This is a genomic window from Candidatus Krumholzibacteriia bacterium (genome assembly GCA_035649275.1).
In the GTDB taxonomy this organism is placed as follows: Bacteria; Krumholzibacteriota; Krumholzibacteriia.
Window position 1 is genome coordinate 233,812 of record DASRJW010000101.1, and the last position, 11,368, is coordinate 245,179.

Below are 11,368 nucleotides of genomic sequence, written 5' to 3' on the forward strand. Positions count from 1 at the left end.
TCGAGGTCCCGCCATGCGCCGCGCCACCCTCCTCGCCTGCCTCTTTCTCTCCGGCGCCGCAGGTCTCATCGCCGAGGTGTGCTGGATACGCCGGGCATCTCTCGTCTTCGGCTCGACGACGCTCGCCACGAGCTCGGTGGTGGCGGTCTTCTTTCTCGGTCTCGCGCTCGGCAGCTGGCTCTTCGGCCGGCTTTCGCTGCGCCTCGCCCGCCCTCTCCGCCTGTACGGCTGGCTCGAAATCGGGCTCGCTGCTTTGGTGCTCGCCAGCAGTGCGACGTTCGCTGGCGCCGAGGCGCTCTACGGCCACTTCTATCGCGCCGCTGCGGGCTCGACCTGGATCACGAGGATTCTTCTGGTGGCGGTGGTGATTCTGCCGCCTACCGTGCTGATGGGGGGCACGCTGCCGCTTTTTTGCCGGCAGTTCGTGCAAGGGCAGGCTCGGATCGTGGCGGGAGTGGGACTCCTCTACGCTCTCAACACCCTCGGTGCTGCTGCTGGCTGCGCCGCCTCCGGTTTCCTGCTCATCCCAGCGCTGGGGCTGCATCGCACCCTCCTGATCGGGGCCTTTCTCAGTCTCATGGCGGGAATCACCGCCGCGGTCTCCCGCGCGCCTGCGACATTCCTGGCGTCGCCGAGCGCCGGCCGGAATCGGGAGCCTTCCGGCACGAGACAGAGAGCAGCGGCGAGCAGCCACGGCATTTCGCTGACCGAAGTGCAGCGCCGCTCCGTCGTGCCCTGGCTCTTCTTCGCCGTGGGGTTCGTCGCCCTGGGGTACGAGGTGCTGTGGACGCGCTTCCTCGCGCTCGTGGTGCGCACGACGTTACACACCTACACTCTCAGCCTGACCGTGGTTCTCCTCGGCATCTTTCTCGGCAGTTGTATGGCGTCGAGACTTTCCAATGGCGTCACCGGACGCCCCAGACTCTTCGGAGCCCTGCAGGTTCTCGGCGGCCTGGTGATGCTGGCGACCATGTTGCTGCCGCCGCGGGCATGGCAGGTGCTGCATTCGGAAACCTGGACCTGCTTCGCTCTCGCCCTCGTCCCCGCCATCCTCTCCGGCGCCTCCTTGCCGATCGCAGTGCGCTTGGTGGCGCTCGATCCCCTGCAAGTGGGCCGCGTCACCGGCACGCTGACCGCGGTGAACACCCTGGGCGGGATCGTCGGGGCGCTCCTCGTCGGTTTCGTGACCCTGCCGCACCTCGGCTTGCAGCGCAGCATGTTCCTCACCTCGGGTGTCGCCCTCGTGAGCGGCTTCGCCGCCTGGTGGGTGCTCGATCGCCGCCCCCGCCTCGTGGTTCGCCTGCTCGCGATCGCGGTCTGCACGGGGTTGTGGCTGGCGCTCCCGCGCCTGTTGCCGACGCGGCTGCCCGCGGATTTCCTCTCTGCGCGCGAGGTTCTCGTCGATTACAAGGAGGGGCTCGAAACGAACCTGGCCGTGGTGCGCAAGCAGCGCGCCTTGCAGCTGGAGGCGGACCGCTGGTGGCAAGGGCAGGATCGCAAGACGCACCAGATCATGGCCGCCCATCTCCCCATGCTGCTCCATTCGAGGCCGCAACGCGTGCTCGTGGTCGGCGTGGGCGCGGGCCAGACGCCGGAGCGCGTCTTGCTCTATGGGCCCAAGCAGCTCAGCTGCATCGACATCGAACCGGCAGTTTTCGACCTCGTGCGGCGGCACTTCCCGAGTACATGGATGGACGACCCGCGCGTGCGCCTCCTGCGCGAAGACGGCCGCAACTACATCGCCCACACGGGAGAGCGCTACGACGTCATCGCGCTCGAAGTGGGGCAGGTCTTCCGCCCTGGCGCGGCGGCCTTCTACACCACCGACTTCTACCGGCGCGCCCGGGCCCGACTGGAGCCCGGGGGCCTCCTCTCGCAATTCGTGCCCCTCGCCTTTCTCTCGCCCGATACCTTCAAGAGCGTCGTCGCCTCTTTCCTGGCCGTCTTTCCGCAGAGCCTTCTCTGGTACAACACTTCGGAGCTCCTCCTCGTGGGCGCCAACGCCGAGCGCATCCAGATCGACCCGGCGCGACTCGACCTCCTCGCCTCGGATGCCGCGATCCACGACGATCTGAGCTGGAGCTACTGGGACGGGCCCGCGTACTGGCTCAACCAAGCGCCCGTTTTTCTCGGTGGTTTCCTTTGCGGGCCTGGCGGTCTGGCGTCGCTCGTGGCCGCTGCGCCGCTCCTGGACGACGACCGTCCGGTTCTCGCCTCGGCGACGCGGAAGGCGAGCGACCAGCAGATGAACGAAGTACCGATTCTGGGGCAATTGCGCTCGCGTCTCGAGCCCCTGGCCGCGGTTCTGTCGGCGCCGCTACCGGACACGACGCTCGCTGCTGCGGCCGCGGTACGCGAGAGCAACCTGGGGGACATAGTGGCGAGCGCGCTCCTGCGGCGGGTGGAGACGCTGCGCGATGCCGGGCGCCGCGACGAGATGGAGACGCTCTTGCACGACGCGCTGCGGGCGAACCCGGAGAACGTGCAGGCGAACCGCCTGCTCGCGGACCTTTATCTCCTGGGCGGGCGCCTCGACGAGGCGCAGAGCGCCTACGCTCGGGCCCTGGCGCTCCGCCCGGACGATGGAGCGTCCCATCTCGGTCTCGCCTTGCTCTTGCAGGTGCAGCAGCGCTTCGCGGAGGCCGTCGCGCACTACGAGATCGGCCTCGAGCAAGATCCAGAGGACGCCGAAGCGCACAACAACCTGGGGGCGGCGCTCGTGCAGGTAGGCGACCTGAATGGGGCCTGGCAGCACTTCGAGGCGGCGCTGCGCCTCCGCCCCAGTTACACCGACGCGCGACAGAATCTAGAGCGTTTGCAGGCTTTCCGGAGCGGTGGGGCGACGGCGCCGCCGGCGGGATCGGAACGTTAAGAGCCGGTCAAGAGCATCCGCGCCCACTCGGGCGGCGGGATCTTGTCTCGCTCGCAGCGGTCCGGTATCATTTCGATTCGATCTGGGGGTACAACATTGCACAACAGCCGTCGGATTCGTGTGGAGGGGTTGCCGCGACGACGCTTGCTCCTGGGCTTGCTGGCCAGTTTCCTCTGGGTCTTTTCTTGCGAAGATGACCCACTACCACCCCAAAACCATGAGCACCACGACGAGCTCTGCGGCCATGTCGAAGCGCGTGGCCTGGTTCTCGAAACGCAGGGGACGCTCCGTGCCAACACCTGGGACGGCGCCGTCCAGGGCCAACTCGAGACACGCGTCAGCGCCTTGCTCCACGACATCGAAGTGATCTTCCTGAGCCCGGACAGCACCCACTTCGTCATTCCTGACTCTTGCGTGGACAACTTCTTGATCGTTTCCGTCGCCGACACGACGGTGGCGAGCGCCTCGCAGGATCCTGGGGTGCAAACGGCATTTCATCTTTTTGGCAAGCAAGTGGGGACGACGAACCTGACGGTGGAAGCGTGGCACGGGCCGCACGAGATCCTGAGCGCAGGGCCGATCCCCGTCTCGGTCACCAGTCTGCAGAAACCCGCTGCACCGTAGGGTTCAGCGCGAGAGCACGGCCTTCCGCACCAAGGTCACGCCGGGCGCTTCCAGCCGGACGATGTAGAGCCCGGAGGGAGCAGGCCGACCCGCGATGATGCCATCCCACCGCTCGATGGTGTGCCCGGCACGACGGGGTCCTGTGGCCATCACGCCCACCTCACGCCCGCGTACGTCCCAGACGCTGAGCCGTATCGGCGTGTCCGTCGGCAGTGCGAGCTCGAGCGAGAAGGCCTGTTGCGCCGGGTTGGGGGTGGGCGCCCCGAGGCTGATTTCGTTCCGGCCATGGAGCGGCGCGTCGACCGGCGTCTCGAGCGTGACGTTGTCGAGGACCGGGCCGGTGTCACCGACGTCGAGGCTGTAAAACTCGAGCGTCGTCGAGGTGGTGCCCGCGGTGAACACGAAGGTCTTCTCCAGCCAACCCATCCCCCAGGGCCACGCGTGCTCTGCATTGAATTCGTAGTCCTGCGTCTGGCCGGCCGCCGCGACGCGCATGTGCTTGAGAATGGGGTTCGAGAAAGCGTCCCCGCCCATGAAGAAGTGGACGGTGTACACCCGGCCGGGCTCCGTGGACAGCGTCTGCGCGATGCCGCCCGGCGCCGACCCGTTGAGAGCGACGCTCCGCACCCCGTCGGCGGCGTTCCAGCGCGTGCCGACATATTCGATGGGGTTGCGCGTCACCACCCAGCCGCTGACGGCGACGGACCCGATGGGAACCGTCATGGCCTCGCCCGGATCGGGTCCCGACTCGAAGCTCGCGTTGTCCGTGGTTTCGGCTGCCAATGGCGAAACGGCCAGCGCCGCGAGCATGCACAGCGAGAACAAACGTCGAGAGTGGTTCATGACCCATCCCCCTGGGCGCGCGTTTTTCGTTCCGGCCCGGCGCGGGGCCGCCCGAAGTGGGGTCTGCCAGCATTCTACTCCGGCGCGCCCAGGACGACAACCTCAGCAAATCCCTTCGCGCTGCAGTCCACGCGCACCGTTGCGGAATGGGCCCGCTACCGGTGCACGACGCCTCCTCATGGGTCGCGACGAAACGATCCGTACTCCTGCGCAGCGAATTGAAGGAGAACCTCGGCGAATCATGCAGGCCCATTCGCCGCAATGTCGCTGCGTGGTACGTTTGATGCACTTTCCGCCGCAACAAATCAACGGAACCGAAGAACGAGACCATGAGGTCTCTCGCGAAGGAGTGCGGGGATGAGGCGGGGAAGTCTTGCTCTATTCGGACTGATGACGGGTCTCGTTGCTGCGTGGGGCTGCCTGCAGAGCCCGACGAACAACGGTCCGGCCGAGGAACCCATCGACATGGCGGCGTTCGAGAAGGCCCGGGCGGCCGCCGAGGCCGTGGTGGCCGGCACGGGCAACGGTGCCCCGCCAGGCGCCCATTACAACTTGAACCTGATCGGTGTGCCGAAGACGAAAACTGCCGACATGAGCGGGAACGAGGGGCATCGGATCTTCATCACCCTCGATGGGCGAACGAGGATCCTCCTGGGCCCAGGCGAGTACGGTGTGATCGACGCCAACGGGACGGACGGCACCGCCTCCTTCACCCTGCCCAATCCGGATCCAGACAACAACGGCATCACGGATTACTCGGTGTTCGCGCGCGCGCTCGGCAAGCCGGGCGGCTCGGGATCGATGTCGACCTGCGCCACGGACCCCACGACGGGGGAGGAATGGTGCAGCATCTACTCGATGGTCATGGTGCGGGACAAGGGCAAGCAGACCTTCGAGAACTACTCTCGCGAGCTCCTGTACGTGTTCGTCGACCTCGACGGCGACGGCATCGTGGACCGCGTCCCCCTGTTCGACAACCGGCTGCAGGGTTACTACTGGGAGTACGACAACCTCGGGCTCAAGCTCGTGCAGTTGCGCTTCTACGAAGTACCTACGGATGTCACCACGCCGTAGGGCCTGCAGCCAAGGCGACCCCGGCCGGAGCCTCGCTGCGGCCGGGGTCTCGCCGTTTCCCGTCACTGGAGGATCAATGCCGGTTGCATCACCGGCGGATCGGGACAACCCCGATCCGCCGGCGTGTAGGATCCGCGCTGATCACGGACCAAAGGCTTGCATGAGGCCGACGCGGAGCGTGATGTGGCTGAAGTCGCTCACGATGCCGTACCAGACTTCGGTCAAGAACGTCGTGCGCGGGCCGAGCGGCGTGGCCAAGCCCCCGCCGAGGTCGAGGCCGACCTTGCTCGACGAGTCATCGCCCGTCATGGTGCCACCGGTGAACGGATCGACCGTCTCGACCTCGACGTTCAGGAGGTTGAGGGCCAAGCCGCCGCCGGCGAAGGGCCGGAGCTTGGGGTTGGGGATCGGGAAGTAGTACTTGGCCCGAGCGCCGATCGCGATGTCGCGCACCGACACCGAGCCGCTGAAGAAATCCTCCGACTTGGACCAGTAGTCCACCCGTGGTTCCACGTGCAGGTTGGGCACGATGCTGCCCAGGTCGAGGAAGGCACCGACGCCGAAGGTGGCGTCCATGTCCTCGGGGCTCACGATGCCGACGGCGAACCCGGCACCCTTCAGACCTATGTCCGCCTGTGCCACTGCAGATTGGCACCACAAAGAGCAGAGCGCGAACGTCAGGAGCAGCGCATACCGGCGCATGATTCCTCCCTGATCCGTTGATCCCCTGGCCATCCGCGACCAGGGAGGAGACTTCTCGATCGTGGGCTTTCGCTGGCAACTCCTGAGCGGGCGGCGCCCCCCCAGGATCCATTGTCTCCGTAGGTCGGGTTCAGCACGTCGCGTGCCCGTGGTCACTCAAGGGGTCATGTAGACGGAATGGGTCGCATAGTTCGAGTCGGGGTACGAAGCGTAGAGCAGGGTTCCGTCGCGGATCGTGTGGATGAGGCTATCCGCGATCTCCGGGCGCACCACGGGACAGCCGAAGCTGCGCCCGAGGCGGCCGTAACGGGCGGCGAACTGTTCGCTCACGTAGGCGGCCCCATGCAGCACGATAGCGCGTTCCTCGGCGCGGTCGTTGATGCCAGGCTCCAGCCCTTCGAGACGAAGCGAGATGCCATGCTCGCCCACGTACTCCACACCGGTCCGGAACACACCGAGGGACGACTGGTGGCTGCCGGCGTCGTTCGAGAAAACGCGCGCCTCGTTCTCGCCACTCTCCCGGCCATGGGCGACGAGCTCGTGGAACAGCACCTGGCGATGCTCGAGGTCGAGCACCCACAAGCGCTTCTCGGTGGACGGCAGGGAGTAATCGATGATGGTGAGGAGCGGCCGCACGACCTCGCCCCGCAGCCGGGCGCGCGTGTGGGCACGCAGCGCCAGCGCCAGCGTGCGGTCGGAAAGTCCCGGGACGACCCAACGAGCCGGGGCGCTCCGGGAACTGCCGCGCGGTGTGTGGCGCTCGGCCCGCGTCTCGGCGGCGAACGCGCCTCCAGCCATGACGATCCCCACCAGGAGGCCGAGAACCGGGGAGACATGGCAGCGCTGCTTCCAGGCTTCGCGCATGGGGGCTTTCACCTCGCTCCTGAAACGGCGGCGGCGCGCGACACGACGCGGGGCTGGAACTGGAACGGACGGTCGAGGGCGGCGAGGAAGGCCGCGTCGCGCCCGTACACGTCGTCGTAGAAGCGCGGCCAGTCGTCGCCGGGGCCCACGACGGCGGTCCAGTAGGTGAGGAGCACCGGGATGGGGCGCTTCAACGTCACGTTTTGCGTGCGGCCGGTCGCGAGCGCCGCTTCCACTTTCTCCTTCGACCAGTTCACCGAATCGTCCAGCACCAGAACGGCGAGATCGACGATGCCCTCGACGCGGATGCAACCATGGCTGAAGGTGCGCCCCTCGGCGGCAAACAGATTCCTTTGCGGCGTATCGTGCAGGTAGACCGAGTGCGGGTTCGGGAACATGAGCTTGAGGCGCCCGAGCGGGTTGTTCGGCCCGGGGGGCTGCACGATCTGCCCGCCGACCTCCTGGTATCCCTTGCGCTCCAGGTAGTGCGGGTCCCGCCGCATGCCCGGGATGACATCGCTCTTCATGATCCCCGGCGGTATGGTCCAAGAAGGGTTCAACACGACGTACGTCATCTCCGCGCGAAAAATCGGTGTCTGCGTGAACGCCTTGCCGACGATGACCTTCGACACGAACCGAGTGCGACCCTCGTCGACGTAATAGACGCGAAATCCCGGGATGTTCACGAGCACGAATCGCGCCGGCAGATCCTGCAGGAGCAGGCGGCCGCGCTCCAGGGAGCAACGCAGCTGGGAGATACGGATTGCAACCGGTACGTTGAGCGCCAGTAGCGTGCCCTTGCCAAGGACACCGTCGGGGTTCAGTCCGTGCCGCTCCTGGAAATTCCGCACCGCGGTGACGAGCACCGAGTCGTAGACGGCGGTGGACTCGAGGGGCGGTGAGGTCGTCTCGCCTTCGACCGCAAGGCGCTGGCGTAGCGCCGGCAAGCGGGAATCCTCTTCTCCGGGCCGGAGCGTCGGGCCTTCGGGCAGGCTCTTCCAGCCGCCCGCGGCCTCGATGTCGCGGTACGTCTGGAGCGCGCGCCGCAAGGCGCCGTACATCCGATGCTGGGGCCGCAGGGAATCGAGCACGGCAGCGACCCGGTGCTCGTCCAGCATCCGCTCCAGGACCAAGGCGGGCGGTCCGCTGATCGCCGCCTCCAGGTCCGGGAGGAACTTCCAATCCGGCTCGACGGTGGCCTGGTCCACCTTCCCGAAGCGCAGGTGGTAGGCGAGTCGGATGACGCCGTCCGTCGCCAGCATGTCGAAATCGGCGTCGCTCTCCGGGCTCGACGACGAGTGCAGCAGCTTGTCGAGCGCGGCAACGTGATAGTCGCGCGGGTCGAGACCGTCGCCGGCGCTCCCGCGCAGTGCGGCGAGGAGATCCGTTCGCGTTTGCGCCTCGGTCCAGGCCGGCCGGAAGCCACGGCGCTCGTAGAAGTCTGGGAGGACCACGACCGAGGCGATCGTCTCACCCGAGATCTGCACGGGAGCGCTATTGCGTATCTGATCGACCCGTACCTGCAGGATGGTGGGACACTCGTGCGCCGGCTCGCTGGCTGCGGCTGCGACACACGCCGCGAGCGCGAGACCGCAGAGAGCACGAGCGACAATCGTGGGTTCGAGAGCCAGCGATCCGATGCGAGGGCCTCCCGGTTCCGGTACTCGCGGACGCCTGGAACTGGACGAATCCCCCCCGCCCCCGAGGGGGCGCATTCTGGCATCGGAACGGCGATCGACGCAACACCTGGGAGGCCGGCAACGGCCGCGGTCAAGCCCGCCGTCAGGGCCTGAGGAATGGACATCGGTAGGCGCACTGCATCCGTAGTGCCGGGGCGTCATCGCCGCCGGCGCCAAGGCGCGTACTCCACGACGCCGACGCCCTCTCACGTCGCTTGCGCCGAAGAGACCGGAGCGCCACTCACTGGGAGGAGGCGCTCTTCGGGGAGGAGGTGCTCTTCGTCTTGGCCTTCAGGACTGCCCCAGCGGCGAGAAGACCCACGGGGATGATCCATCCCGGCAGGTCGAATCGACTCATGCCGACGATGAGGAGGACGAGGACCGCGATCATGATGAGCGCGCGGATACCGCCGAAGCTCATGGCTGCTCCTTCCAAGGCGATTGTGCACAGAATGTCGAGGCAGAGTCCGGGTGAAGCACAGGACGTGCCGGAGCGAATGCAGTGTTTCGCGTTACCCGCTCGCCGCCATGATTTGCACTGCTGAATCGCCAAAAGGAAACAATGGCACGCCTATTGTCTGGAGTCAATCAATGAGAAGGTATTGCATCCTGCTGGCCCTGACTATTCACGAAGCGTAGCCAACACGAAAGCCTCCGCGTGCGAGAACGGAAGTAGGTCGAACGCTTCAGCCGATCTGCTCGGCCAGCGCGACGATGATGCCCTCCGGGCCGCTCAGCGCTGATTGCCGTCGGCCTGTGGAACTTGACTAGCTCAAGCCGGCCGTGGCCGTCCAGGGTCCGCATCATTGCGATATCGTTTCGGACACCGTCGAGCCCGACGACGCGGTCTACCCACCGTCCCTCGACAGTCATCTCGCCCTCCAGCTCCAGACCAAGTTCGACAAAGAACGCGGTAACAGCCTTGAGGTCGTCGACAACGATGAGGACGTTGTCCATCCGTAGAATCTCACCGCAAGAGCAACGCCTTCCGGCTCACGCTGCCACAGGCCGAATCGAGATGGAAAAAGAAGAGACCGTGAGGTAGGTTGCGGGCGTCGAATGAGACTGCGTGGGGGCCAGCCGACTCCACTGCGTTCCTGAGCAGTGCGACCCTTCGCCCCGCGGCATCGTGCAGCGTGATCTCGACCCGGCACTGACCGGGGAGCTCGTAATGGAGGACCGTCCCGCGACGGAATGGGTTCGGTATGCTCCAGAGTTGCAAGGACACGCGCCCCTGGCCGGCGGCGAACTCCCCGGTGGCGCTGGTCGGCGAGATCTGTAGGTCCCAGGCGCGCGACTCGGTCATCCATGCTTCGCGCGCCGGCTCGTCGCGGACGAGCGGGGTCGGATCCGTCACGCGCACCGAAAGAGCGTGCTGGCCCGGAGGGAAGTGGTAAGCGGCTACCTGCAGGCTCTCCTGCGCCGCGCCGGCAATTGGCTCGCCATCGAGGAACCACTGAATCTCGAGCTCGTGGCCCACGGGGTCGATGGGGTCGACGAAGACGAGAGGCGGATCGACGAGCGCTGTGCCGGTGGGTGTCGAGCCGTCGATCGGCCGAATCGCCTGATAAAAGTCCAGGATGAGGCCTTCACACGAGGGCAAGTTGAACGGGCGCCCCAAGACGCGCATCTTGGAGGCGATCGTGGGTCGGTAGATCCCGTACTGGGTGTAGTAAGCGCCCTCGAAGGTGCTCACCAGACCGTCGAACCCGAAGCCTGGATCGCCGAGCCAGCTCGCCCACTTCGTGCCCGCGGCAGCCATCGCTGCGGCATCGAGAATGCTGACGTTGCGCTCGACGAGCTCCGGCCCTGCGTACGTCGTCCCGTCTCCGTAGTCGTACTCGTCGGCCAGCTCCCCCAGGCTATGCCCCATTTCGTGGATGGCGATCTCGGGAGCGGCGCTGTTGCCTCCCGAGTAGGTGGCGACGTCGCTGCCGGTGTATCCCGCACCGCCATATTTGCTGGAATTCGCCACCGCCAGGAGCTGATCCACTTCTGGGGCCGCGGCTGCGCAATCCTTCGCTTTGGCGACATCCACGCAGAGCAGCCGCTCGATCCCTGAGCAAAAGAAGCCCATGTCCAGAGCCGTATCGCGGTCGATTCCCTCCACCGGATCGTTGTCCACTCCCGACATGTTCGAGACGACGTCGACTCGGTGGGCGTTGAACAGGTTGCGGTAGGTCACGAACGGTTCCTGCGCGAGCAGAGTATTGAGCGCGGTTTGACAATGCACCTCGTAATTGCCGAGCTCGTTCAGGACGTACCCATCCCCCACGAAAACCAGATCGATCCGGTTGGATGGCGGACCATTGTCGAGGATCGTCGTGACTTGCACCAGTGCATGCGCCTCGGGTCGGCCTGCGGGTCGCGGCAGGAGGGTGCGGCCGCCCGTCAGCGCCCCGTGTTCATCGAGGCCGTCGTAGTAGACCCCCTCCATCTCCAGGCGCGGGAGCGGGGATCCGTCCAGGATCACCTCGAGCCAGAGCGCACCGCCGCGGCGAGCGGCGGCAGGGACCGGCCCGAAGGTGGTTTCCAGCTCGCCTTCCTTCGGCACGACCGAGAGCGGTCCGAAGGGGCCGGCAATGACGTTGCCTCCCGAGGCAGCATCGTAGAGGCTGAACACGAGAACCACCGGTGCGTCGGTCGGAGCGAGAGACTTGCCGAAGAGCGAGCTCCGGAAGGTCAGCATCTCCGTCTCGCGCCCGAATGC

9 protein-coding genes and 1 pseudogene are annotated in these 11,368 nt (G+C 66.4%); 3 read left to right on the forward strand and 7 right to left on the reverse strand.

The window, feature by feature from the left end:
* Window positions 1–13 precede the first annotated feature (13 nt).
* On the forward strand, window positions 14–2,872 hold the full coding sequence (locus VFE28_10905; GenBank protein ID HZM16503.1) for a fused MFS/spermidine synthase: 2,859 nt from the start codon (window positions 14–16) through the stop codon (window positions 2,870–2,872).
* A gap of 129 nt (window positions 2,873–3,001) precedes the next feature.
* On the forward strand, window positions 3,002–3,496 hold the full coding sequence (locus tag VFE28_10910; GenBank protein HZM16504.1) for a hypothetical protein: 495 nt from the start codon (window positions 3,002–3,004) through the stop codon (window positions 3,494–3,496).
* Between the two features lie 3 nt (window positions 3,497–3,499).
* On the opposite strand, the gene VFE28_10915 is transcribed toward VFE28_10910, so the two are convergent.
* Window positions 3,500–4,306: a choice-of-anchor C family protein gene (locus tag VFE28_10915; GenBank protein ID HZM16505.1), complete on the reverse strand. Its 807-nt coding sequence runs from the start codon at window positions 4,304–4,306 to the stop codon at window positions 3,500–3,502.
* Between the two features lie 390 nt (window positions 4,307–4,696).
* On the opposite strand from VFE28_10915, the gene VFE28_10920 reads away from it, so the two are divergent.
* Window positions 4,697–5,413 (forward strand): hypothetical protein, encoded by a 717-nt coding sequence (locus tag VFE28_10920; GenBank protein ID HZM16506.1) that lies wholly within the window; start codon window positions 4,697–4,699, stop codon window positions 5,411–5,413.
* A gap of 141 nt (window positions 5,414–5,554) precedes the next feature.
* On the opposite strand, the gene VFE28_10925 is transcribed toward VFE28_10920, so the two are convergent.
* From VFE28_10925 to VFE28_10950, 6 genes and pseudogenes are all read right to left on the reverse strand, one after another.
* The gene (locus tag VFE28_10925; GenBank protein HZM16507.1) at window positions 5,555–6,115 is read right to left on the reverse strand and encodes an outer membrane beta-barrel protein; all 561 of its coding nucleotides are present in this window, start codon (window positions 6,113–6,115) and stop codon (window positions 5,555–5,557) included.
* Window positions 6,116–6,271: 156 nt separating this feature from the next.
* Complete coding sequence (locus tag VFE28_10930; GenBank protein ID HZM16508.1) at window positions 6,272–6,979, reverse strand: murein L,D-transpeptidase catalytic domain family protein; 708 nt, start codon at window positions 6,977–6,979, stop codon at window positions 6,272–6,274.
* 8 nt (window positions 6,980–6,987) lie between these two features.
* On the reverse strand, window positions 6,988–8,433 hold the full coding sequence (locus VFE28_10935) for a L,D-transpeptidase family protein (protein HZM16509.1): 1,446 nt from the start codon (window positions 8,431–8,433) through the stop codon (window positions 6,988–6,990).
* A gap of 466 nt (window positions 8,434–8,899) precedes the next feature.
* The gene (locus VFE28_10940) at window positions 8,900–9,079 is read right to left on the reverse strand and encodes a hypothetical protein (protein ID HZM16510.1); all 180 of its coding nucleotides are present in this window, start codon (window positions 9,077–9,079) and stop codon (window positions 8,900–8,902) included.
* A 311-nt stretch (window positions 9,080–9,390) separates the two neighbouring features.
* Window positions 9,391–9,615 (reverse strand): annotated as a pseudogene (locus VFE28_10945) (VOC family protein).
* A gap of 10 nt (window positions 9,616–9,625) precedes the next feature.
* On the reverse strand, window positions 9,626–11,347 hold the full coding sequence (locus tag VFE28_10950) for a M64 family metallopeptidase (protein HZM16511.1): 1,722 nt from the start codon (window positions 11,345–11,347) through the stop codon (window positions 9,626–9,628).
* Window positions 11,348–11,368 lie beyond the last annotated feature (21 nt).

Bases quoted from the DNA above. Each gene is read 5' to 3' on its own strand.
- VFE28_10905 (HZM16503.1), top strand. From the start codon at position 14: ATGCGCCGCGCCACCCTCCTCGCCTGCCTCTTTCTCTCCGGCGCCGCA.
- VFE28_10915 (HZM16505.1), bottom strand. From the start codon at position 4,306: ATGCTCGCGGCGCTGGCCGTTTCGCCATTGGCAGCCGAAACCACGGAC.
- VFE28_10920 (HZM16506.1), top strand. From the start codon at position 4,697: ATGAGGCGGGGAAGTCTTGCTCTATTCGGACTGATGACGGGTCTCGTT.
- VFE28_10925 (HZM16507.1), bottom strand. From the start codon at position 6,115: ATGCGCCGGTATGCGCTGCTCCTGACGTTCGCGCTCTGCTCTTTGTGG.
- VFE28_10930 (HZM16508.1), bottom strand. From the start codon at position 6,979: ATGCGCGAAGCCTGGAAGCAGCGCTGCCATGTCTCCCCGGTTCTCGGC.
- VFE28_10940 (HZM16510.1), bottom strand. From the start codon at position 9,079: ATGAGCTTCGGCGGTATCCGCGCGCTCATCATGATCGCGGTCCTCGTC.
- VFE28_10950 (HZM16511.1), bottom strand. From the start codon at position 11,347: ATGCTGACCTTCCGGAGCTCGCTCTTCGGCAAGTCTCTCGCTCCGACC.